The organism is Desulfopila aestuarii DSM 18488 (assembly GCF_900143695.1).
Lineage (GTDB): Bacteria > Desulfobacterota > Desulfobulbia > Desulfobulbales > Desulfocapsaceae > Desulfopila > Desulfopila aestuarii.
The window spans coordinates 1-23,667 of sequence record NZ_FRFE01000009.1 but is presented as its reverse complement, the minus strand read 5'-3'; the positions used below and the strand labels follow the sequence as shown (position 1 = coordinate 23,667).

The 23,667-nt window shown below is 51.3% G+C and carries 24 protein-coding genes; 11 read left to right on the top strand and 13 right to left on the bottom strand.

The window, feature by feature from the left end:
• Positions 1-37: 37 nt before the first annotated feature.
• Positions 38-784 carry a hypothetical protein gene (locus BUF15_RS10490; RefSeq protein WP_073613436.1) on the top strand — a complete coding sequence of 249 codons (747 nt, stop codon included), beginning with the start codon at positions 38-40 and terminating at the stop codon, positions 782-784.
• Positions 785-799: 15 nt separating this feature from the next.
• Here the strand turns inward: BUF15_RS10490 and BUF15_RS10485 are convergent, their stop codons facing one another.
• Both BUF15_RS10485 and purL read right to left on the bottom strand, forming a co-directional pair.
• Positions 800-1,225, bottom strand: coding sequence for a hypothetical protein (locus tag BUF15_RS10485; RefSeq protein ID WP_143170690.1), 426 nt, complete (start codon positions 1,223-1,225; stop codon positions 800-802).
• A gap of 90 nt (positions 1,226-1,315) precedes the next feature.
• The gene (purL, locus tag BUF15_RS10480; RefSeq protein ID WP_073613434.1) at positions 1,316-5,122 is read right to left on the bottom strand and encodes a phosphoribosylformylglycinamidine synthase; all 3,807 of its coding nucleotides are present in this window, start codon (positions 5,120-5,122) and stop codon (positions 1,316-1,318) included.
• A 521-nt stretch (positions 5,123-5,643) separates the two neighbouring features.
• Between purL and BUF15_RS10475 the strand changes: the two genes are divergently transcribed.
• Positions 5,644-6,105, top strand: coding sequence for a DUF4920 domain-containing protein (locus BUF15_RS10475; RefSeq protein ID WP_073613433.1), 462 nt, complete (start codon positions 5,644-5,646; stop codon positions 6,103-6,105).
• Between the two features lie 10 nt (positions 6,106-6,115).
• Positions 6,116-6,670: a PepSY-associated TM helix domain-containing protein gene (locus BUF15_RS10470; protein WP_073613432.1), complete on the top strand. Its 555-nt coding sequence runs from the start codon at positions 6,116-6,118 to the stop codon at positions 6,668-6,670.
• Positions 6,671-6,742: 72 nt separating this feature from the next.
• On the opposite strand, the gene BUF15_RS10465 is transcribed toward BUF15_RS10470, so the two are convergent.
• The 5 genes from BUF15_RS10465 to BUF15_RS10445 form a co-directional block, all read right to left on the bottom strand.
• Positions 6,743-7,720: a hypothetical protein gene (locus tag BUF15_RS10465; protein WP_073613431.1), complete on the bottom strand. Its 978-nt coding sequence runs from the start codon at positions 7,718-7,720 to the stop codon at positions 6,743-6,745.
• 61 nt (positions 7,721-7,781) lie between these two features.
• Entirely contained in the window at positions 7,782-8,432 is a 651-nt protein-coding gene (locus tag BUF15_RS10460) for an anti-sigma factor (protein WP_073613430.1), read from the bottom strand.
• Complete coding sequence (locus BUF15_RS10455; RefSeq protein WP_084553856.1) at positions 8,416-8,997, bottom strand: RNA polymerase sigma factor; 582 nt, start codon at positions 8,995-8,997, stop codon at positions 8,416-8,418. Before BUF15_RS10455 ends, BUF15_RS10460 begins: the two co-directional genes overlap by 17 nt.
• Before the next feature lie 53 nt (positions 8,998-9,050).
• Entirely contained in the window at positions 9,051-9,794 is a 744-nt protein-coding gene (locus BUF15_RS10450) for a hypothetical protein (RefSeq protein WP_143170689.1), read from the bottom strand.
• 443 nt (positions 9,795-10,237) lie between these two features.
• Complete coding sequence (locus tag BUF15_RS10445) at positions 10,238-10,630, bottom strand: hypothetical protein (protein WP_073613427.1); 393 nt, start codon at positions 10,628-10,630, stop codon at positions 10,238-10,240.
• A 103-nt stretch (positions 10,631-10,733) separates the two neighbouring features.
• Here BUF15_RS10445 and BUF15_RS10440 point away from each other — a divergent pair, with 103 nt between their 5' ends.
• Positions 10,734-11,339: a YigZ family protein gene (locus BUF15_RS10440; RefSeq protein ID WP_073613426.1), complete on the top strand. Its 606-nt coding sequence runs from the start codon at positions 10,734-10,736 to the stop codon at positions 11,337-11,339.
• On the opposite strand, the gene BUF15_RS10435 is transcribed toward BUF15_RS10440, so the two are convergent.
• The 3 genes from BUF15_RS10435 to BUF15_RS10425 form a co-directional block, all read right to left on the bottom strand.
• The gene (locus BUF15_RS10435; RefSeq protein ID WP_073613425.1) at positions 11,324-11,563 is read right to left on the bottom strand and encodes a hypothetical protein; all 240 of its coding nucleotides are present in this window, start codon (positions 11,561-11,563) and stop codon (positions 11,324-11,326) included. The genes BUF15_RS10440 and BUF15_RS10435 overlap by 16 nt on opposite strands.
• Before the next feature lie 8 nt (positions 11,564-11,571).
• Positions 11,572-11,952 carry a hypothetical protein gene (locus BUF15_RS10430; RefSeq protein ID WP_073613424.1) on the bottom strand — a complete coding sequence of 127 codons (381 nt, stop codon included), beginning with the start codon at positions 11,950-11,952 and terminating at the stop codon, positions 11,572-11,574.
• A gap of 62 nt (positions 11,953-12,014) precedes the next feature.
• On the bottom strand, positions 12,015-13,592 hold the full coding sequence (locus tag BUF15_RS10425) for a ubiquitin-conjugating enzyme E2 (RefSeq protein ID WP_073613423.1): 1,578 nt from the start codon (positions 13,590-13,592) through the stop codon (positions 12,015-12,017).
• A 522-nt stretch (positions 13,593-14,114) separates the two neighbouring features.
• Here BUF15_RS10425 and BUF15_RS10420 point away from each other — a divergent pair.
• Positions 14,115-14,444, top strand: coding sequence for a hypothetical protein (locus BUF15_RS10420; RefSeq protein WP_143170688.1), 330 nt, complete (start codon positions 14,115-14,117; stop codon positions 14,442-14,444).
• A gap of 57 nt (positions 14,445-14,501) precedes the next feature.
• Here the strand turns inward: BUF15_RS10420 and recD2 are convergent, their stop codons facing one another.
• Positions 14,502-16,991: an SF1B family DNA helicase RecD2 gene (recD2, locus tag BUF15_RS10415; protein WP_073613570.1), complete on the bottom strand. Its 2,490-nt coding sequence runs from the start codon at positions 16,989-16,991 to the stop codon at positions 14,502-14,504.
• A gap of 142 nt (positions 16,992-17,133) precedes the next feature.
• Here recD2 and BUF15_RS10410 point away from each other — a divergent pair, with 142 nt between their 5' ends.
• Positions 17,134-17,973, top strand: a complete 840-nt coding sequence (locus BUF15_RS10410; RefSeq protein ID WP_073613421.1) for a DUF169 domain-containing protein — start codon at positions 17,134-17,136, stop codon at positions 17,971-17,973.
• 57 nt (positions 17,974-18,030) lie between these two features.
• Here the strand turns inward: BUF15_RS10410 and BUF15_RS10405 are convergent, their stop codons facing one another.
• Both BUF15_RS10405 and BUF15_RS10400 read right to left on the bottom strand, forming a co-directional pair.
• Entirely contained in the window at positions 18,031-18,810 is a 780-nt protein-coding gene (locus BUF15_RS10405; RefSeq protein WP_073613420.1) for an EcsC family protein, read from the bottom strand.
• 18 nt (positions 18,811-18,828) lie between these two features.
• Positions 18,829-19,206, bottom strand: a complete 378-nt coding sequence (locus BUF15_RS10400) for a hypothetical protein (RefSeq protein ID WP_073613419.1) — start codon at positions 19,204-19,206, stop codon at positions 18,829-18,831.
• Positions 19,207-19,616: 410 nt separating this feature from the next.
• Between BUF15_RS10400 and BUF15_RS10395 the strand changes: the two genes are divergently transcribed.
• The 5 genes from BUF15_RS10395 to BUF15_RS10375 form a co-directional block, all read left to right on the top strand.
• A complete protein-coding gene (locus BUF15_RS10395) occupies positions 19,617-20,597 on the top strand; it encodes an HNH endonuclease (RefSeq protein WP_073613418.1) in 981 nt (326 codons plus the stop codon).
• 32 nt (positions 20,598-20,629) lie between these two features.
• The gene (locus BUF15_RS10390; protein WP_073613417.1) at positions 20,630-21,193 is read left to right on the top strand and encodes a hypothetical protein; all 564 of its coding nucleotides are present in this window, start codon (positions 20,630-20,632) and stop codon (positions 21,191-21,193) included.
• Positions 21,194-21,736: 543 nt separating this feature from the next.
• The gene (locus BUF15_RS10385; RefSeq protein ID WP_073613416.1) at positions 21,737-22,390 is read left to right on the top strand and encodes a PAS domain-containing protein; all 654 of its coding nucleotides are present in this window, start codon (positions 21,737-21,739) and stop codon (positions 22,388-22,390) included.
• A 472-nt stretch (positions 22,391-22,862) separates the two neighbouring features.
• Positions 22,863-23,219, top strand: a complete 357-nt coding sequence (locus tag BUF15_RS10380; protein ID WP_073613415.1) for a PilZ domain-containing protein — start codon at positions 22,863-22,865, stop codon at positions 23,217-23,219.
• A 205-nt stretch (positions 23,220-23,424) separates the two neighbouring features.
• Positions 23,425-23,667: transposase (locus tag BUF15_RS10375; RefSeq protein WP_200802369.1), on the top strand; the 243-nt coding region annotated here is incomplete at its 3' end.

The window sequence follows — 23,667 nt, the reverse complement described above, 5'->3', positions numbered from 1 at the left end:
GCGTTTTCCCATAACCTCCATTTGGGGTAATGACACAATGAACCATCAACAAAGCCAAGTAGAATCACAGAAGCTACCCAATTCAGAACGGCGTATCGCTACACGCTTTTGGATACTTTCCCCAGTTTTCGGGGCAATAACAGGCTGCGTCTTTATCGATAATACGCCCCTCAGCGGCTTCTGGGCGCTTGGCCTGGTCGGCATTTTTCTTACAATATCAGCCATCATCTGCGGATGTATTTTTACCAGCAGGGCCAAAAAGATGGACCACCTTATCTCCGGTGCAAAGGTGCTGGCCGGGTGGAAGATGGACGAGCAGATGACAAGAAACTATGTCATGCTGCAGAAATCGGAAAGCAGCGCAAAAAACAACGCCATCATGCTCCTGGTGACTTTCTTTTTTGTGGTGATCACCATTCCCTTTCTCTTTTTTCTGGAAAGTGATGAGCGACTCGGATTCGCGACAATCATGGCCGGCTTGCTGGCTTTTGTCTTTGTTGCGTCGCGCTTTTTTCCCTGGTATTACCGGATGCGAAATCTCCAGGGAGACAGAAGAGTGCTGGTCGGTGCCAAGTACGCCTATATCAACGGATACCTGCACAACTGGGATTTTCCGCTCTCAGGATTAAAAGAGGTAAAAACCCTTACCACTCCGTTTACCGGGCTCAATCTCATCTATTACACAACAGACCGGACTTTCAAACATAATCATGAATTGAAGATACCCGCACCAGAAGATGTGGATCTGAACCAACTTATCACAAAGCTGCGCGCAGAAAATTGAAAAGGCTGCCAGTGGTTATCGCTTCTTTTTCCGGCGCTGTTTCGTATTGAGCGGGTCTTTTATTCCGACTCGGATAAGGAAACATCCGGCAATTAGCAGGATGATGCTGTAAATGGTAAAGTGTGTCTGTTTTTCCAGGCTGTTGATGACCGGCAGATAGGGAAAGTAGAGCACCCGGGCCGGCCCTTTGGCAATGCCAGCGCTATAAGAGCTGCCAACCACGGTGGTCGCACCTTCCACACGCGTTCCATCCTGCAAAAAGAAGTGAAAACCAACCCCAAAGTTATAGCGATTGCGAATTGGCTCACCGCGATCGCCCCCCTGTCGCCGGATATCAGTAACTGTGCCCATGGCACTCGTCCCAAACAGCTGCAGCGCCGGCCCCATCACCGCATAACCGACAAGCAAAGCTCCCAACAATACCAGAAAAAGAGCAGTCACCCGTTGCTTCATAACCCAAAAAGAAAAAAGGCGGGCAGCTCAGCTCTCCTGTGCCTCCCGCCTTTTCTCATACTCCATATTGAGAGGGATTTATCTCTTCGTGCACCAGTCATAGGCGTTCTGGAACATCTTCATCCAGGGCGACACCTCCAGGTGTTTCAGTTCCTCAGGCAGATAATGGGCCTGCCAGGCAAGAAAGGCACGCTCGGGATGCGGCATCAACGCCAGATGGCGGCCATCAGCAGAACAAAGCCCGGCAATCCCCTGCGGTGAACCGTTGGGATTAAAGGGGTATTTCTCGGTGGCTTCACCATCGTCATCCACGTAGTACATCGGCACCTGACCGCCTGCAACTACCTTGTCTCGCAACGCATCATCAGTGAAAAGCATCCGCCCTTCACCGTGATCGACATGGATACCAAATACCGTTCCTTCCATACCCTGCAGCATCATGGCCGGACTCTTCTCAATTTTCACTGAAGTCCAGCGGGACTCGAAACGACCTGAGCGGTTACGGACAAATCGTGGCTGTTGTTCAGCCGGGATATCGAGCTCCGGCACCCAGCCGAGCAGCCCGAACAGCTGACAGCCGTTACAGATGCCAAGCGTAAAGGTGTCGGGACGAGTATAGAAGTCGCGGAACATCTTCTGCAACCGATCGTTAAAGCGAATGGTTGCCGCCCACCCCTTGGCCGACTCCGGCACATCAGCATAGGAAAAACCACCAACCGCAGCAAGCCCACGGAAATCATCAAGATTCACGGCTCCTGCCAGGAGGTCCTGCATGCAGATATCCCAGGGTTCGAAGCCGGCAGCATAGAAGGCGCTTGTCATCTCACGGTCGGAATTGGAGCCCTCGTCACGCAAGATTGCCACTTTCGGTTTCTCTTGCATGGCCAGCCTGTCTGCCGGGGTCGGTTGCGGGGTAAATGGCACCGAATAGCGTGCGCCTTTCCGGTCGTAGATGTTGGCCTTTTCTTCGTCAGCACAGGCCGGATTGATCTGCAACCGCTCAAGCTGATAGCTGGTCTCTTCCCACCAGCCGCGCAATACCACCATCTCTTCCTCAAGCACGCTTTCACCATTCACAGCAATACGTACCTGTGGTTCAACGCAGGTGGTACCGATAACGTTTGCCTCCACCCCGGCTGCCGCAAGCAGCGCCTCCACTTCGGCAAGCCTATCCTTGGCACATTCGACTACCAATCCCAGCTCTTCGGCAAAAAGGGTTTCGATAGCAGAACCGGTACCTTTGACAGTGATATCAAGACCGCAGTTGCCAGCAAAGGCCATCTCTAAAACTGTTGTGATGAGACCGCCGTCACTGCGATCATGGCCCGCAGTGATCAGGCCGCCGGCAATCAATTGCTGTACTGCCAGGAAAGCAGCTTTGACTTTTGCCGGCTCATTCATATCCGGACTTTCATCGCCCAGCTGGCGATACACCTGGGCCAGGGCACTTCCTCCCAGCCGATTACGCCCGCCGGAGAGATCGATCAACAGCAGCGTCGAATCACCCGGCCGTTTGATATCGGGTGTCACTTTTTTGGTGAGATCCGGCATTGCCGCATAGAGCGAGATAACCAGTTGCCGGGGAGATTTGACTGTCTCATTGCCAACCATGGTGGCCATGGAAAGGCTATCCTTGCCGCCATCCACAGCCACACCCACAGCGATCATCGCATCGCGCATGGCCTTGGCCGCATCATAGATGGCTGCGCCTTCACCCGGCAGTTTCGGGGCCCACATCCAGTTGGCCGAACATTTGACCTGCTCAAGGTCTTCGATCTTGGCGAACACCAGGTTGGTCAATGACTCGCCAACCGCCATTCTGGCACCGGCTGCCGGATCCACCAGCATCTTCACCGACTGCTCACCGATGGCCGTAGCAATAGCGGTACGGCCGAAATGGCTCTGGGCCACCACCGCCACGTCAGCCACAGTCAGCTGCAACGGCCCGCAGCATTGCTGCTGGGCGATCAGGCCGGTCACGGCGCGATCCACCTTGTTGGTGAGAAAACGTTTTGAACCGACTGAGAGGAGTCGTAACACCTTTGCAAGCGCTGCTTTCACCTCCACATTCGCTGGAAGGGTGACTGGGGTTGTCCCAAGTTTCTTTCGGCTGTCGACAAAGGTTTTCTGTGGGATCTTGCCAAGTAATGCTTCGATATCGATATCCACCGGCGTCGTGTCGTCCTGCAGGTCATGAACCACAAAACGCAAATCGCCCGTAACCTCGCCCAACACCTCGCAGTTTACTTTCTCACGGATGCAAATCGCCTTGAACGTCTCAATATTCTCGGGTCGGACCAATAAACCGCAGCGCTCCTGATATTCTGCCACATAGATCTCAAGCACCGACATGGTCGGGTCGCCAACCTTGATGTTTCTGATCTCTACCCGGCCTCCAGAGCTCTCTACCAGCTCTTTGAGGACGTTGGCCGGGCCGCCCGCGCCCTGATCGTGCATAACGTCAATCAGGGTCTTGCCGCCCATCTCGTTGCAGGCCCTGATGACCCGGTTCATCTTCTGCTCCATCTCGGCATCGCCACGCTGGACCGCATCAAAATCGAGATCCGAAGCGTTTTCGCCCTGCAACATGGAGGAGGCCGCACCGCCGCCAAAACCGACGCGATAGGCAGGACCACCCACCTGAACGATGAGCATGCCCTTTTCGGGTATAGCCTTTTCGGTGTGGCGATCGTCGATCTGGCCAATACCGGCGGTAAACATGATGGGTTTTAAAAAGCCCCAGCGCTCGCCGTTTTCCAGACGCATATCAAAAGAGCGGGTAAAACCCTGGATCACCGGTTCGCCAAATTTGTTGCCGTAGTCGGAGGCACCGTTACTTGCCTCAATCTCGATAGTGAGCGGACGGGCAAGATTGGACGGCACCGGCTCGTTACTTTCCCAGTCAAGCGCGTAACCGGGAATATTGAGATTACCCACGCAGTAGGCAGCGGTGCCGGCCATGACATAGGCGCCGCGGCCGGTGCCGAGCACATCACGGATACGGCCGCCAGTACCGGTTTCGGCACCCGGGAATGGGGCCACGCCGGTAGGAAAGTTGTGGGTTTCAGCGGTAAGGAGTGGATGATACGTAACATTGGCCATGGCAAACGGTCCGGGTTTTCCCGGCTCTACCGGCTGCAGGGTAGAAATTTCGTAACCGCTAATGGCGCTTGAATTATCCTTAAAAGCAATAATGGAGCCCTTAGGATGGGCGGTGAGGGTATCAACCACCAGATCAAAGAGGGTCTTGTCCATCTCTTCGTCGTCAATCACCAGCTTGCCCTTAAAATAGCCGTGGCGGGAGTGCTCGGAGTTGGCGTTGTTGAGATCCATGATCTCGACGATTGTCGGGTTCCGTTTCTGTGTATTGACGAAATAGTCGTAATACAGGTTGCGGTCCCACTCGTCCATGGAGATTCCGGGGATATTCAACAGACCATCGGGCCCTTCACTCTTGAGATCGACCTCGTAAACCGGCTCCGGTGTAACACCCGTCTCAAAAGTAGTGAGAGGCTGTGGGTAATGGCATTCGGTCATCCGGTCGTGGTTGGCGTCGATAAAACTCTGCAGCTCCTGTCCCTCCGGCACCACATAGCGGCGAGATCGCTCGACCCTGGTGATCATATCGAGCCCAGTAGCCTGGCAGATGGAGACCATATTCGACGACCAGGCTGTGGCGAAGTTCATTCTCGGGCCAACTTCCACGACACGGTTACCGGATAGCACCGGAGTGGTAGAAACGGTCTCAGCCAGAAAACCATCGGCCAGTATAAGACGCAGCCTGGTCAATTCTTCGACGGTCAGCTCGCGGGTCGACTCGACGTTAAAACAGTAGGCCCGGTTTTCGTCCAGTCTGCGATAGAGTTGTGTGATTTTCACACCCATGATCTTGTCCTTTGTATTACGGGATATCCCTGCGACAATCCGGTACAGCCAGCAACCGATATGGACTGCAGGAACGGGTTCATTGATTGTAGAATCGGCATCGCCAGGAAGTAACCGGTTTCAAGGTTTCAAGCAAAACCGGGAAAATGACGACTTGGGGAAAGAGAAAAACATTTAAAAATAGCATCTATTGGCAAAAATATCTGCAGTAAAGTGGCCTGATCAGGTAATTCCGGCTGGTAAGATAGTCGTTGCATACGTTGAAGCCACCATCCTGACATCCTGCATTATCTCGACACGACTCGACATTCATCACAGTGTCTCGACAATTTTGTCGAGCGACGTCTGTAACACACCTCAGGCATGATATGCACTTCATATTGCATTTTCGAACCAAATCGGATTATTACCTGTTCCCGACAACGATTATTCCCACTTTGTGTCACCTGGCACGTCCTTTGGATAGAGAACATCGGCCAAATGAAGACCTTTGTTTCAAACATCAAATTTAGGAGAAGTATATGAAAAGAATGTTGCTGCCCCTTCTGCTGTCCCTCATGCTGCTCAGCACCCCGGCCTTTGCAAAAACCTATGGTAAAGGCGTCCACGTCGACAAGGCCACTCCGGTTTCCGCCATTCTCGATACTCCCGATAATTATCTGGGTAAGACTGTAAAAATCGAAGGGTTGATCGTCGAGGTCTGCTCCAAACGTGGCTGCTGGATCTATGTGGCCGGTGATCGTCCTGAAGAAAAGATCCAGGTCAAAGTGACTGACGGTGAAATTGTCTTCCCAATGTCCGCCACCGGCAGGGTCGGTGTGATTGAAGGTATTGTCGACGAGGTCGTGATGTCGAAAGAGGAGATGATCAAATACCAGGAACATCTGGCCCAGGAAAAAGGCAAGCCCTTCGACCCCTCTTCCATCAGCGACGGCGCCCGCTTTATCCGCCTGATTGGACTCGGCGCGGAAATCAACGAATAGCGGGGAGCACATGAACTGGCGCCGTATAAACAATATACTCCACCGGGATCTCGGCTATCTCTGCTTCGGGCTCACCATTATCTATGCGATTTCCGGAGTGGCGGTCAACCATATCGCCGACTGGAACCCAAACTACCGGATCGAGCGGTTGCAGACGGCCATCGATCCCGCCCCTCTGCAGGGACTGTCTGGCGACACATTGGTCAAGACCATTCTCGACCAGCTTGGCGAAACTAGTGAGATAAAGGGCAGCTACCGGGCCGATAAGGAAAACCTGCAGATCTTTGTGGTCAACAACAACATCACCGCAAACCTTGCCACTGGCGCGGTCTATCAGGAGAAGAACAGACCGAGAAAGGTGCTGTTTGAGATGAACTTTCTCCATATCAACCACGCCAAGAAACTCTGGACCTGGGTGGCAGATCTTTATGCCATCGCGCTCTTTCTGGTGGCGATCACCGGCCTTTTTGTGCTTCGCGGCAAAAAGGGCATCACTGGTCGTGGTGGTTGGCTCACTGCTACTGGGATCGCCATCCCGGTATTCTTCCTCTGGCTGTATCTGTAAATAACAAAGAGGGGTACCAACCGGCACCCCTCTTTGTTTCACCGACATCCTTTATCTCTTTTGACAACACGATCAGCGACGCGGTATCTTCCACCCCCCTGAAGATTCCCGGCAAGCGATACCGTAGTAAGCATGGGTGTCACCAGCTGCGGCTATCACCTGTTTATATTGCCTGCAAACCTTACCATCGGTATGTTTCAGCGTTTTTATGGGGGTTGTCGTGACTGTCAGCTTATCCTTCGAACTGGTATAACTGGCCTTCGTCCCCGAACTATTTTCCTCAAGGGCTTGCTGAAAGTTTCGCTTCATGGCGTTCAGAACCTGCCTATCCCTGGTATACCTCGTCAAATCAGGCATAACCGCGACAAGTTCCTTCCTTCTATCCTCTTTGCCTTTACTGGTGTAGTCCCGAAGCTCCAGGATCCAGTGATTTACATCAGGCGCATAATACCAGGTCCGGTACTCCCAAGGACGTTTTCGTGCCGACCCCGAGTCATCGGAATACCTGGTACAGGTAATTCGCCAGCTGTCAAAGGTTCCTGCTCCAACCGAGACCGACTTGGCACCATCGACACTACACCGCCAGTAATTATCGTAGGTACTCTCAAGCCCCCCGCCGTTTTTCGCAACGGACCTGCCATACTCATTAAAGCTTGTACTGTTGCCATCTTTTAGCGGCCAGAGGCCTGTTGCTGATCCGGCAAAAAGCCCTGTGTCCTGTTTAAACCAACGTTCACCACGGCGTTTCGAATTCTGCCATTCGCTACGTGGATAGATAAAATCTGCTGGACCCGAGGACGGTGAACCTTGATAATTGACCCAACTTACCCGGGCACCATTTACCTCTTCGACCTGCTCCCAGGTTCCATCAGAGTAAACATATGAATCCCCGGGATAATACGCCGGTAGAGGGGCCGGGGCCATGGCTGAAGTGCTCAGGGGGGTTCCGACACTATTCGGCCCTGCACAACCGGACAAGATCAAGGCCGCTACACCAACCACCGCCGCTATAAGAGACTTCTGCAGTGGAATTATATTTGTGTTGTCCATTGTTCGCTCCATTCTCGCAACATCAACAGAAGACGCTACAAGTTGCTCAACGCAGTCAGCGTTATATTTTTGCAGTCCCATCCTGTAAATGAAAAGAACGGGTCTGCCAGGTTTGCTTCCCAGTGCGGCGGGCAATACCAACATAAGGGTGTACCGTATTACCTTCAACGATCTCAAGGATATACATCCGGTAATAATCCCCTGCCGGACTACGGAAAGTGCGTACAGGCTCCACCTTGGCTTCCATTCCTAATTGCTGATCCTGCCAGGTTTTTGCTATACCGCTCGGCTCAAACTCGAGGGTTCTGTTCACGACGTACTGAAGTTCCACAGGTATAGATGGAAAGAAGGCCGTTGCCGGAGTCGATCTGTCTCCACTGAAGCGGCCGGAAAAAAAACCAAACATCACTAAGGTAACCACTGCGGCATAGCGCATAAGCGGCATGGAAAAAATCCTGAATACTGAGCTCGACAGAGATGCACTACGCCCCAATCGGCCCCCACGTAAAGTGGCAAGCAATCGGGCAGGGACTTCCTCGTCTATCACTTCTCGCCCCATCGACCGCAACCTGGCCTGAACGCCTGCCAGCCGCACCAAACGATCCCGGCTGTCCCGATCATTGCCAAGCTGATCAGCCACAACGGAAGTTGTCTGATAATCCAATGCTCCATCAAGATATTGGGAAAGCACTTTATCATCCGGTCTTTTCATGAACCGACCTCCTGCGAACTTCTTTCAGTCGTTGTTCCTGTCGTTCGTCAACCGTTAAAACCTCAGCCATCCGGTTTCTGGCCCGGGCAACCCTGCTGGCCACAGTGCCAGCCGACAGCTCAAGAACCGCAGCCGCCTCCTTATAGCTGTAGCCAAGCATCCCAACCAACACGACTGCCGCCCGCGGCTCCGGATCCAAGCTAGCCAATGCTTTTTCCACGTCCAACCTCATAGCTCGCACCCTTTCCCCCTCAGATCTCTGAGACTCTTCGTAACCGGCCCAGTGGAGGGCGAACTGCAAAATCTTACTGCTACGTCGATTTCTTCTACGCAACATATCATGCCACTGGGTGTATACAATTCGGTTGAGCCAACTTTTCACGCCACCGATATCGGTAACCTGCTCCAGTCGTTCAAGGGCCCGCTCGCAAGCTGCCTGAACCAGGTCGTCGGCCGACATCCTGTCCAGGCAGAGCCCGCGTGCAAAAGCCCGGAGGGCTGGAAGAGAATCTTCCATGGCTTTCCTTATTGCTTGCTCACGCAGGGGAGATGGTTTCTCGGTCATTGCAGGATTTTCCACTCATACTTTCACAGCAGGACATTCGAGCAGACATACTTCTACCAGTTACCCAGCAGCCCGCTCTCTTCTTCAGGTGATACCTCACTCAAGTCATCGAGGACGCCCAGACCTTTCAACTCTTTCACTCCGTCATCATTTTTTGATACGGAATCTCTTTGATCATCATTCACATCATCACTTGCCTGGTTATGAAGCATCCTTTTTACACCGGCGTTCTCAGAGTTTGAATCATCATCAAGGTCGTCGGTATCATCAAGGCTCCCACTGCTGCTATGATCATCATCACTGTCGTCACTACTGTCATCACCACTGTCGTCGCCACTGTCATCATCACTGTCGTCATCACTTTCATGCCCGCTGTCATCACCGCTATCGTCGCCACTGTCGTCGCCACTGTCATCGCCACTGTCGTCGCCACTGTCATCACCGCTGTCGTCGCCACTGTCGTCACCGCTGTCGTCGCCGCTGTCGTCACCGCTGTCATCGCCGCTGTCGTCACCGCTGTCGTCACCGCTGTCATCACCGCTGTCGTCACCGCTGTCATCACCGCTGTCGTCACCGCTGTCGTCGCTGCCACTATCGTGGCTACCGCTACTATCATCCCCACCTTTATCTGCCAGCGCTGAGGATACAGCGAATATACCTCCTTTGGTGTCATGAAAGTTCGGTCCAAAGAAGGTAAGAAAAAAAGCTAAAACAAAGACTCCAGCAGCTTTGGAGAATAAAACCAGTGCGGTCATGCCAATTTTTTTTAAAGCCATATGCCCTTTTCCTGTTTTCATATCAGTATCCCCATTGTTGTAATTGTGGCGTTATCAAGGCCTTTGCTCAACGTCGTATTCTGTGGGGATTTGACTCAAGAAAAGCTATGTCATCATGACTCAACAAGCAATCATGAATAAGAGCCATTCCCAAATCAAACCCTTTATCTCTAAAACGATTGTGGGTCAGAAATTTATCCACATTTTTTTATCCATGTTAAAAACAATCCAGCAAAACAGATGACACATGCCGTATAAACATGGGACCAATTGATGAATAATTTAATGATGACAGCACATTATCGCGCAAAAATGCCCACTGTCATAAGTGATATTGATGATACGAAAGAAAAAAGGACTGGCCTAAAGCTTATATTCAAAAATTACATTCGGTAGGTGAAAACAAACGCACTCAGGCTGCGACGACCGTGCAGCCTGAAATGAAGGGGAACACACTGCAACAATCAGCTCCGGCTGAGCACCATATGCTCCACCGGTGGGCCGACTTTTTTCCAATCAACACAGGGGCGAGCAAAGCCCCTGGGGAAGATAAGCGGGCAACCGAAGGCGGCATCATCGATATAGATCTCGCCGTAGGCCTTGGGGCTTGAAGTCCAGGCATCCTGGTCGGGATTACGGTTGACACCGTAAAGAATGATGCCTTCCGCCTGAAGATAACGTACCGCCTCACTTAATAGTGCCCGGCCCGGATCATCGGCACGCATGGTGTAGAGAATAAGCCGGGCCCCTCTTTCCTGAAGCCTCTTCAACCACTTAATGGCACCGGGCACCGGTTGGCCTATATCCGGGTAGCGGTGATCAACAATTGTTCCGTCAAAATCGACACAGACATACATCGTCTTACTCCTTAACATTGATTCTATGGGCAGAAGTTGGTTATCTTAGTCCCACATACCAATTTCTGCAAGCGGCAGCTATCGCAACGATTATCACACTCTCATGTCCTATCTGATCCCCGCCGAACCGATCTCTATCGAACAGCAGGTGAAGCGCAGCCTCTTTCGCTGCTCCATCGCGCACTGTCCCGACCGTGGGGCGGCAGAAATCTTCATCCGCCGTATAGCATTGCAACACAAGGATGCCAACCACAACTGCTGGGCCATGATTGCCGGCCCGCCGGACGAGCCGCAGGGCTATGGCATGAGCGATGACGGCGAGCCGCGGGGATGTGCGGGAAAACCGATGTTCACGGTGCTCCAGCATTCGGGTATCGGCGAGATAGCGGTTGTGGTCAGCCGCTGGTTCGGCGGCATCAAACTCGGAACAGGTGGCATGGCCCGCGCCTACAGCTCATCAGTACAACTGGGACTGACAGCTCTTACCACCATTCTTAAGATCCACTATTCGTGCCTCACCCTCACCCTTCCCTACGAATACCTGCAGACCGTCGAATATTTGCTCCGCCAGATTGAAGGGAAAATAATCGAACAAGATTACAGTGAGCAGATCCGGCTGGAGCTTGAAGTCCCCACGGAGAGACTCAACAACTTTGTTCAAGAAATCGAAGAAAAGAGCCAGGGACAGATACACTACTTCCGCCCCTGATCGACAGGAAAAAACAGATCGATAAGCCAGACGATAACCCCGTTGTAGAGGCTGTAGACTCCCAGAAGGATAACAAACGCACCGATCATCGGGTCGTCATACGAACTGCCGGATAACAACCCCTCACCGCGTAGCAACTGCGCCCCGGAGAAAATCATGGCCCCGCCGATACAGGTCCGGCCCAGGATCAGCAGCACATTCAGCACCTTTTCCACCGCCGACATTTCCGGCCTCAGTCGTGGACATACAGCTCATCCACCTCATCCCAGGCCTCTGGTACATCCCGCCGCAGCCTGGCCAGCTGCTTGAAATAATAAACAAGTGCCGAAATAAACTGAAGTTTAATAGCAAAATAGCTTCGGGGATCACCGGGAGCAAGCTCGTAGACCTCCTCATCGCTGAGGAGGATAATCTCCTCGATCCTGCCCAATAGATCTATTTTTTTAATCCGTAAAAATTCGGCAATGGGAAGCATCACGGTCGGAGCGTAATTGAGACCTTCAAGCTTTACCGCCGTCTCCTCAACCACTTTCGGATCGGTCTGATCCACAACCAGCCGCAGCTCATCCTGCAGTTGTGCAACCTGCTGGAGAAAATCCGACGCAGAGTTCATGCTTTCCCTCCGATTTACCAATGCGATTCATTTTCACCGATAATTAAAAAATCCCCTCATTATCACTCGCGATACAGACTCCACCTACGCGATACCGGATCAAACTGATAGCTGAGGCGGAACTCATTGGTATTCCGCTGCACCAGCTCGATACATGACATCATGAACACCAGCTTATTCTCGTTCTTCCCCAGATACCTTACCCGCGGCGACTGCAGACCTGGTTCATACAGACCGGGATAATGCTCCATGAATATCGTCTTGAAATTCTCGACAAGGTAAGCAGATCCCTCTGCCACCATTGCCAGCTCCGCCAGGCGCTGATGTTCCGCTTCAGCATCGTTTCCGACTTTGGCCAATACCGGATCGTTGCCATATTCATTGCGTTGTATAAGTGTCACGATTGCACGATACTGCTTGGCGGCAATAGCATATTCTTTTTTGTTTTCAGCCTTTACAGCCTCCTGACGTGAAATACTCGCCAGGGCCAGAGTCTTCAATTTGACCAGTTTTGCCCTGTTTTCCAGTGAATCAGCCGAAAGGTAATCCTTTTCATTTTCCAGAATCATGATGGCCAGGCCATATAGATCAACTGCCTTCTGCCATTCCTGCTCACTGTAGTACGCGTTGGCTTTCTCCACGTAATGAACCAGTCTTTTTTCTGCCGAAATCTTGCGCACATTGTCGGCAGCTGCACTCTGACCGTTTTTTTCCGCAAGCATGATCGCGCGGGAAAACTCGGTCATCGCCGCATCGACATCTCCGGCACCAAGCTTTGCAGTGGCATCATTACTCACTCGTTCCACCTCCGCGAGGCTATCGGCAACGGAGATTGGAAGATACTGTCCTTTATATTCGATGCGGCCCGCCAACCCTTCCTTTAAAGGAGCAGACTCGAGAATGTCGTTTATTTCAGCCAGTCTCGCCGTGCTGTCACCAGAAAAAAGCAACACGCTCTGCAAGTTACTCACGGTTTTCTTGCCGACATTTTCGGCTTCATGAAACTCCCGGTTATCTATAAAACTCTGTATTTGCTGCAGCGCTTCACCACTGGCCTTCAGGATCATTTTGTCCCGTACTACCAGACCACCTCCGACAATCAAGATGCCAACCATGGCAACTAAGGCAATAAGCTTGTACGGAGTGTTCGTCCTGCCTTTCGGTTTTACCGGCTTGGCGTTGGGGTCGTTATACTCGAGTTCGCCAAGAGGCAATTTCTGTTTATTTTCCGCGTACCACTCTGCCGCCTCTTCATTGAAGGCCCCTTCGGTACTGTAGACCGCACCGCGAATCATATCGCCGATATGGATAACCAGGTCAGCCAGCGACTGGTTGGACTGCCAGAAATCGGCAATACGAATGGCATGCTCTGCGACATCCGGGTGACAGATTTTGCTGAGTGGTTTAACTGTTGGGGGAAAATGGGGATAACCAAAGGGCAGTTTGATTTCTATCTGATGCCGCCGGAGCATCTGTATCTGCCCGTTACCATCATAGCCATACCCGAAAACCCGGTACTCGATCACATATTGTTCCGGCGGATCCTTATCCACAGAAACTATCGTTATACCTGGATAATAGGTAAGTTTTCGCTGGAGATCTTTGTAATCCTTGTCAATTATCTCGTTTCCCTGTTCCATTTCTCGTTCGACATCCCCTGGTATTTCCTGCGACAATCTTTGGGCCCGTTGATCTGCCGGGCCATCAATTCATCTTCTTTCATCATCAGCGTAGCCTAAGCGAGGGCAAGACTCAAGAAAAGGTAAACATAACCCGCCATTTCGAGCAAATATTCCTACCGAAGTGGTAAATGTGCACAACTCAACAGTACCGCCACGATAATCATGGAACTGTAAGCCTCTCTATGAATGTTGCAGTCTTTTCCACAAGTCCTCCCTTTCCCAGAAGAAGAAATTACAGCATTTAAGAACATTGTTTTCCTCTTATCCGGAGCAGCGATTCCGCCTAACCGGATTATTGCAGCTACTACAATGTATTACATTCGCAATATCAAGTTATTAAAGAATTTACTTATGCTCTATTTGATGCCAACCGAGCATGAATATTGCAATGTAGTATATATACGTTTCCTGGTGCACCCGAGGATGCCGGTAACCCGGAATTATCACCCAAAGGCATCATAAATACGAGGAGAAATGACCATGGCAACGACCAATGAACTGAAAGAATTCCAAAAAATGTGGACGTGGCTCAGTTCTCATCCTGCCCACAACCAGGAATACTACATGAAACATGTAGCCAAGCTCGAGACTCCGTGGCGTGATTCCTGCCCGCTGTGCCATACAGCTGATGGTCCGTGTAGAAATTGCGAAGAACTTTGGCAATCGAAATATGGCGGACTCTGCAGTGATAAAAATTCACCATTGAACAAGTGGCGGCAAACCAGCGTTGACGACCCGGACAACAGAACCTGGTACGCCAACCGGATTGCCCTGCTTGGCCGGCAGGCCATGAAAACCCATCGGGCCTGAAGATAGTCTCCACTGGCTGCCAGCCTCTCCCGGCCGGTAGCCAGATATTGCCGGACGCTACAATTGGCCGCGCAGTAATGTTGCCAGCGCCGTCTGTCGCCTGGCGGTATCCTGCTGCCGGATAGCCATGCCCATAGCCCGGCGGGTGCCGACAAATACTGCCAGCTCTCGGGCCCGGGTAAGACCGGTGTAAATGAGGTTACGGTAGAGCATCTTGAAGTGTTGGGTGAGCACCGGCAATATTACCGCCTTGAATTCGCTGCCCTGAGATTTATGGATGGTGATAGCGTAGGCCAGATCAAGCTCCATAATATCCTGCTGCTGATAGAGCACTTCCCGGCCATCCGGAAAAAAGCTCACCATACACGTGAGATCCACGGTGTCGATCGCCCGAATCGTACCGATATCCCCGTTAAAGACCGCCAATTCATAGTTGTTGCGTCGATGAATCACCCGATCACCAACCCGAAAAATCCGTTCACCAACCTGCAATTGCGGCTTATCCTCAGCCGGCGGATTTGCCGCCTGCTGGATCACCTGGTTAAGATTGGCTGTACCAAGGCTGCCACGGGTCATGGGTGAGAGGATCTGGATTTCGCTCTCTCTACCCAGGTATTTGGGAATCCATTCCAGGTAAAGCTTCACCACCGTCTCCACTGCAGTCAAATTGTAGTGGAGGGTCGACCAGGGATGTACTTTTTTCAAAACTGATTTCAATTCATCAATCGCCCCTTCCGCCCGCGCCACCTGCTGCAAATCCACATGCTGGAATTTTGCCGGTACCATGAACTCCTTCTCATACGGTGACTGGATCGCTTCATGGGTGCGGAACTCATAGGGTGTGTCACCTGTCGACAGCCCTTCCAACTGGTTTACCTTGAGGTTGAAGGTGCGCTTGACTCTGGCCACAAAATCCAGCTGCTCGTTGGTCGGCTCATCCGAGTCGAGAAAAAGGCAGTCGGTGCCATCCCGCCAAACTTCAGGCCGTTTAAACGGCGATTCAATATGCGGTGTTTCTCCCCTGTTGATCTGATGGGCAAAACCAATAATCTTTGATTCCCGTGCCTGCCGGAACACCTGGGTAAGACGAAAACAGGGTACAACCTCCGAACCGATAATATCTCGTAGTACATTGCCCGCCCCCACTGAAGGCAACTGGTCGGCATCTCCGATAAAAAGAACCTGACAGCCATCAGGTACTGCCGAAAGCAGGGCCGCCGAAAGCGAGACATCCAGCATCGAACACTCATCAACAATGAGAAAATCGGCCTGCAGCGGTTTGTCCTTGTTTCGCTGAAAGCCCTCCCCTTGCCATTCGAGTAACCGGTGCAGGGTTTTTGCCTCCCTGCCAATCACTTCTCCCATCCGCTGGGCGGCTCGCCCAGTAGGTGCCGCCAGCAGCACCCGGCGATGCAGCGCCTCAAGTAGCCGGACAATCACCAGGGTGGTGGTGGTCTTGCCGCAACCGGGACCGCCGGTGAGCACCGAAAAACGGTGGCTAACCACCTGGGCCACGGCATCTGCCTGTTCGGCACTGAGGGCAATGCTGTGGGTTTGACAATATTCTTCTATCCAGCCAGAGATGCTCTTATGATCAATGGCAATGGGAACGAGAAAGCTGGTAATCCGGCGCGCCACCGTTTCCTCGTCGTAATAGAGGCTCTTCGAATAGTAACAGCGCTCCGCCGGATTATCTCCCACCGCCAGTAGACGGACTTTAAGTTGATTCTCTTCTTCAAGTTGACGAAGAAGCCTTTCAAGCCGGTCATTCAGTGTGAGTGTCAGCAACTCCTCGACCTCGCTCCTGATCTGGACAGCCGTCAGATAACAATGGCCCTGTTCGCGGCTTGCGGCCAGCACATGACGAATGGCCGCGCGTATCCGCTCATCGCTGTCCGGAGCAAGGCCGATGCTGAGCGCCACCTTGTCGGCGGAAAAAAAGCCGATCCCATAAAAGTCGACAGCGAGCCGATAGGGGTCGGCGCTCACCAATTCAATGGCCCGCTCCCCATATTTCTGAAAGATCCGCACTGCAAAAAGTGTTGAGATGCCGTGCCCCTGCAGAAAGATCATCACGTCCCGAACCATCCGGTGCTCGCGCCAGGCGTGTTCGATCATCTCCAGCTTTTTCCTGGCGATGCCCGGCACCTCGGTGAGACGGTCCATCTCCTCTTCAAAGACTCGCAGGGTATCACCCTTGAAATGCTGAACGATCCTGCGGGCGGTTTTCGGCCCCACCCCTTTGATGAGTCCTGAGCCTAAGTATTTTTCCAGCGCCGCCGCCGAGGCGGGCTTCTTTTCTATAGCCTCAGTGGCCTTGAACTGCCGGCCGAACTGCGGGTGTACGGTCCAGGCGCCTCGAAACTCCATGGTCGCCCCGGCAAAGACCCGGGTCTGGTGGACGGTGACAGTGAGCTGCTCACCGGGATTGGCATAGGACTGCACCCTGAGTACCGACCAGCCGGTGGCAGGGTTGTGATATGTGACCCGTTGGACAATGCCCTGAAGTTTTTCGCTGATGAAGACCATGGCAAAAGAGAACCACATCCGGCCTTTTTCGTGAAGAATCTTTTTCGTTGCAATAACCAGCAAACGGATAATCCAATTGACCAACAGCCCTCAATCTGCCACCATTACCTCAAGGATTAAACAGCAGCATCCACGCCAGACACCACACATGGAGGGCCGTATGGACGCTTCAATAACCCAAAAAATTCCAAAATTTCTTGAAACCTTACATCTCGCAGAAGAGCCGGTCGGTTTGTTTTACACCGACACAGCCCCCGAGACCAGCCTGAAGCCTCCTCTTATGGAGCCGCCCACCCCCGAACGGGAACAAAAAGGAGAGATCAACTGGCAGAATGTTTTCGGCTCTTTTTCCTGTGTCATGGGGTTGATATGGCGCGCCCGTAAGAAAAAGGGAGTGGCCTGCTTCTCGGCAGACCGCCCGGGCTGCCCCGGCGGCTCGTTCTTTCTCGGTTTCCATAAACCCCAGACCGAGACGATTCTCAACTATGTCACTACCGGTATTCCCGGCTGGTCCGAAGGCGAGCATTACTGCGAATCACCGGACGCCCTGCGCGCCATATTCGCCACACTCGATCCCAGACCGGCTACAGGAAAATTCTGCGTGGTCAAGCCGCTATCGCTCTTTGCCGATGACGAGGACCCGGCCGTGGTGATCTTCTTTTCAAGGCCGGAACCCCTCTGCGGGCTGCACCAGTTTGCCACCTATGTCACCAATGACCCGGAGTCGGTCATGTCACCATGGAGCGCAGCCTGTGGTTCTATTGCTGCCTGGCCGATGCACTATACCGCCAGAAAGCTCAACAAGGCCGTTCTGGGCGGCTGGGACCCATCGGCCAGAAAGTTCTTCCCGCCAGACGAACTCTCCTTCGCCGTTCCCTACTCGATGTTTATGACCATGCTTGAGAGATATGAACAGTCTTTTCTGACCACAGACACCTGGGCCAAGGTGGTGAAAAAAGCGGCGCGCAGTGACAAAACCTGGAACCGGGTGAAAGGATAGCGCTGAAGGAAGGGAGCAGTTTTTCGCCTAACCCGAATTTCTCATGAACAATTCAGGCTAAAGGGTGGCGTAGAGCGCACGCACTTCTTCTTGGCCATAGATTTTCTCAAGCCGCAACACAATGAAGTGGCCTCTGGCCATGGCCTGGAAGTGGTCGATAAAGAGGGTATTGATCACCGCACCTCCGGCTGCACCAAGAAGCGGAATCGACTGAGCAGCGATCTTCTCGGTCACCTGTGCGCCAAACCGCCCGGCCACCTGGGTGATGAGCTTGACCAGTGCAGGGGCGGAACTCTCGGCCAGCCCTTTGCTGGCAATATGGCGCGCCGCATCGTTGACCGCCTTGGCCAATGCGGTACGTACCGCAAAATACCCGGTCTCGACCCCATCATCCGCCTTCTGCGGCCCGCCAAAAGCAAAGACCTCGATACAACTCATCTTGATTGCCGGTTCCTCGAGATTATGACCCTCGCTCCTGGCGATATCGGCGATTGAGCGCAGCATCACTGTAGTGGAAATCGGCAGCTCAACTGTGAGAGCCGGCAATCCCCAGAAACCGCCTGCCGCGCCGATGCCTGCGGCCATCAGCTTATGGAAACGGTTGGCGGACTCTCGCTTCAACCGGGTATTCATAGTCAATATGGCAGAGTGGATCGAGATATCCAGAGCTTTCCGGGTGGATTTTTCCACCAGCTCATGCCAGCCTTTCGGCAGCAGATCAAAACCTTTTTCAATCGGCGCCCCAAGGGCGCTCGTGATCTTCACAGCAAGCCCCGGATTGTCGAGCAGCATTTTGGCATACTTCAGATCATCCAGATCCTGTTCGGTTATTTCCATAGTATGCGGCTCCACAGGTTAATTGTCAGGCTCCTCGCCTTCCTTGAACTTCTTGAGTGCCATCACCTCATGCCCCTGAATGGTTACCACCAGACCGGATGCGGTCGTATAGGTGAAGGTGCCGTCAGACTTTTTCAGGTTGTCGGTATAGACACGCCCGCCCGTCTTCAGATCGATACGGTAGATATCTTTCTTTACGGCAACAGCATTTTTGGGACTACCAGCCTCTGTTTTCTCCACCTTCTGGCCAGTGACATAACCACTCACAACTGCCATGCCCCGCTTGAAGGCATCAAACGGCACCAGATCGGGCCGCAGCAGAACCACTAATCCTCCCAGCAGTAAAAGCACGAGCATTATAATAACAGAAATCTGCCACTTCTTATAGACGGCCATATTCTATGCTCTTTCGAAAATTATTGATTTTAAAGCCTGGAACGACGTGTTTTAAAGGCCATTTGCAGATGAAAGCTATGTGTATTTCAAGATGACCACGCAAAAATAATACACAGCGTCGCAAGATAATCAATAGCCAGAATCGGTTCTCCCACGAGTAGCGCTCCGATCATGAACGCCACTATCGGCGGGATAAAAGCGGCGGAAGAATCCGCAACCACACCCCGATTTTCCACGACATGAATGTAAGAAAAAAAATAGTTGAATTAATGGACTACCCGGATCGTTGAAAGGAAATACTGATAGTGCCGTTAGAAAAATATTTTTTGACAACGAGCTCATAGCACAATACTACTGGCAGGACAGAGAGTTCAAGCGCAAGACACTTTCTCATTTAATGAAGCCAGCTTATGTGCGGACAACTTGATAGCTACCTCATCGCATTTGCCAAACTCCGTGTTGACAGGAACAAAACCAAATGGAGCAGTCTGACCAATTACTGCTCGCCGTATAAGCCATTCCTGCTCCTCTCCATTCTGGATCACATCGCCTCAAGTCGGATCACCAGCAATTTCATTGAGCCAAGCTTTGAACTGACGGAAACGTTTCTGGGATATATCCGTCTGCTGCCGGCATCCCGACCAGCCAGCATGTCGTATCCCTTCTACCATCTCAAGAGTGCAACATTCTGGCAATTGGCCACTCGGCCTGAACTACAACATCGCGGTGGGCTCACTGTCAGTTCCATGAAAAGATTGCGTGAGCTGTATTTGGGGGCACGGATCGCCAGCGACCTCTTCATGCTGATACAGATGGAGCACAGTCGGCAAAAGCTGCGCGCAGTTCTCATCCAGACATATTTTGCGGCCAATATCCAGAAGACTCTGTGGAATCAATCATTTATTAACTGCGCTTCAGATCACTATTCCGCATCGCTCCTTTCCACTTCCGAAGCAATACCCAGCTATGGGATTGAACTGCCCAATACTGAGGACAAAGAGCGGATTCGCAACCAGGGTTTTCGCAAGGCAATCGTCCGCCTCTACGAACACCGCTGCGCACTCTGCGGCATTAAGATGCTCACCCCAGAAGGACATACGATAGTTGACGCCGCCCATATCAAACCTTGGAGCGAAAGTTACAACGATCTGCCCACCAATGGCATGGCGCTCTGCAAACTCTGCCACTGGTCGTTTGATGAGGGCCTGATGTCGGTGGACCAAAGCTATCGGGTACTCATCTCGCCTGCCGTCAAAAAAGATCCGAACCTTCCCGGCCATATACTCACCTTGTCGGAGAGGCCGATGTTTCGCCCACAAGAGAGTCGTTATTGGCCAGATCAGGAAAATTTTGCCTGGCATAGAAAGGAAATGTTTCACAAAAGAGGGTAAAAAGGACAGACATACACTGATAGGAGATGAAAATGAGGAAGATATTGTTATGTATTTTGACAATTGCAGCCTGCTTTCCTGCTTACGCCCAGGTTTTAGAGAAGCCGAAGATCCCTGAACATCTGCAGGACATGTCCAAAATGAAGATAGGTAAATCTTCGGGAGCAAAAAACGTCCCTGTCCGCGTCCAAAGTGTCCAGTTTGGTAACGTAGCCTACAACGGAGAGCAACACCTGGCAGCCGCCGTACTTTTCACTAAGGAGATCGATGGTGCGACGGTAAAACAAAATAATAACATCAGACTGCTCAAGCAGGAGAATGGCTTCTGGGTAGACGTTTCGACACAGGGCAACGTTGTCAGGATAATGCCAAAACACATAACCTGGCTATCCGGCGCTGCTGTTGAAACAGGCTCCTACCGAATGCATCTGCGGGGAACGATCAAGGATACCGACGGCCTCTATCTTGATTGTAATAATGATGGCGTTGGTGAAGGAGGCAATCTGCCGGCCTATGATTCGCAAATATATAATGTTGTGAACACCGATATTGAGGAAGAAAATTCGGGTATGCTTGAATTGATACAACAACCATAACCGAACATGAACGTACTGAGTATGAGACTACTCTATAGATGACCCTTGAGATGGAGCAATGCCATTTTCCATCAACCATGCATCCTGTCCTTTTGCAGCACCACTTCAGGCCTCAAATTATGGTGACAAAAGGATGGCAGTATGCATGGATAGTTCCAGGTAATGTCAAGACATCATACCCACCCAGAAGAGAATTCCATTTGACAACAGACTGATATCACAATACTACTACGTAAATACCAATCCTGGAGGCGTATGTGCATCACAACCACTATCGAAGCCGACCAAATTCGGGGTGACGCGGTTATTGCCTAGCGTTTTTGTCATACAACGGGGTAGACGGAACAGCTCGAAGAAGTGCCTTTTCTTACGGCTGATAATCTGTCGACACAGGATGGCACTGTTGTCAAAAAGGCGGAAAAGTGGCGAAATGTATTATCTAGCGCTGGCCAACTAGTCGCCGATACCTAGAGACGTCAGGGCGTAAACAACGTCATACCTGCCCTATCGTTGTTGGTACACCTTTATTACTTTCTAAAAAATATGAGTTCATTTGATCGCTTTGTTCCAGATATCCAGGATGCAATTTTAGCTGCCGTGCCTGATCCGTTTTTTATCTTTGACGATGCGGGGCATTACGTGCAGATTCTGGGAGGCACGGATCGTCGCAAATATCATGATGGTCAACATCTTATCGGCAAAAGAATACATGATGTCATGTCTACCGAAATGGCAGATACGTTTGTACGGGAAATAAACAAAGCCATTACCGCCGAGCAAGTCACAACCTATGTCTACTCTCTGTCAGCTAAAGATATTAAGGGATCCGAAGCGCTTTCCGGTCCGGATGGAAAGCAGTGGTTTGAGGCAAATATTTCACCTATCAGGGAAATAGCAGGACACCCGCGGATGGTCGTCTGGATAGCTTTTAACATAACCGAACTGCGTAAAACCATATCAGAGAAAGAAACTCTCATTTCGAATCTCCAGGACGCTGCCAAAGAAATCACCAACCTACGAAAAATACTCCCCATTTGCTCTTACTGTAAAAAGATCAGAGACGATGAAGGATACTGGAATCAGGTGGAATCCTATTTCCACCGTCATACGGGCGCTGAATTTTCCCACGGCATTTGTCAGGATTGCACGAAGAAGCACTTTCCGGAAATTGATTTGACGGAGGAAAAGAGAGAATAGTGCATCCCATTAGAAAACTGTTCATAAATGAAATTTGCCAGAGCAAGACATAACTAGGACAACTGGCTTTCACCACGATTCTTTTAGAAACCAAGAAAGCGGAAGCTGTTCACAAGAGATGTGAATAGCTTCCGCTTTCTCAATGTTGGAGACGTCGTAAGTCGAACGCGCAGCCCGCCTATAAACACTGGGCTTGACGCTGTACCGGGAAATAAACGGGAAATCACCATCTGAACTCCCCAAAAAGTCTTCGAGTAGCATTTCTGCCTTCCCTACTTCTGTTGAACGAGGATGACTAGAACTCTAGTCGCACCATTTCTTATATGACGCTGTTGTATCGTTTCTAATATGGTCCTCGATATATCCATGACCATCTTTCCAAATTCAGGTTGACTTTGCTGTCAATAGAGTTAAAAAATGCTCAAGGGGATTGTTATGTTTTGAGTTGTAACGGAAAGGGGGGGAAGGAAATATGGACAAAAGAAGATTCGAAAGAATCAAGGTAGACGACTGCCCTGCGGTTGACCTATCTGATGGAAATGGCTTTTTCACAGGAGGTGTTAAAGATATTTCACGTAACGGCCTACGGTTAACTGATGTCTCAAATCGATTAAATATTCGAACAGGCAAGCTGACAGTTGTTTTTTCTGCAAATGGAAAAAATTTCAAGATGAACGTTAGGCCAAAATGGTTTTCTGAGAAGCACCAAAGCAAATCTATCGGAGTAGAAATTCTCAATGTTCCGACAGGTTGGACTGAGTATGTCATGACGAAAGAGCCACAGAATAAAGAACATGACCCTTGGGGAAGGATCTCATTGTTAAACTGATAGAAATCGAGGTTAATTTGCCCTGATGGGCATCTTGATATAATCCATTTACAACTTACAAACAATCATCCGCTAACAAGTGCAACGTGCCAGAGAGAGAAGAAAAAATAGATCTCTGGCACGTTTCGCGATCCGGTTGGAGGGCGTTCAAAATTTTGTGTCAGTTAACAAGAGCTGATATATACAGCTGACAAAGGAGACTGACATGACAGAAGATCAACCAGAATTCGATTTTAACCGTGCCCTTAAAGACCTCCAGGAGGGCAAGGCTCTCATGGGTAAGGAGGGTATCCTTACTCCGCTGATCAAACAGCTCACCGAGGCAGCTCTTGAAGCAGAACTGGATTCCCACCTCAAACAGGATATCACCGCAAACCGCCGTAATGGTAAAAGCAAAAAGACTATCAAATCCATGAATGGCAGCTTTGAGCTAAATACTCCTCGGGAT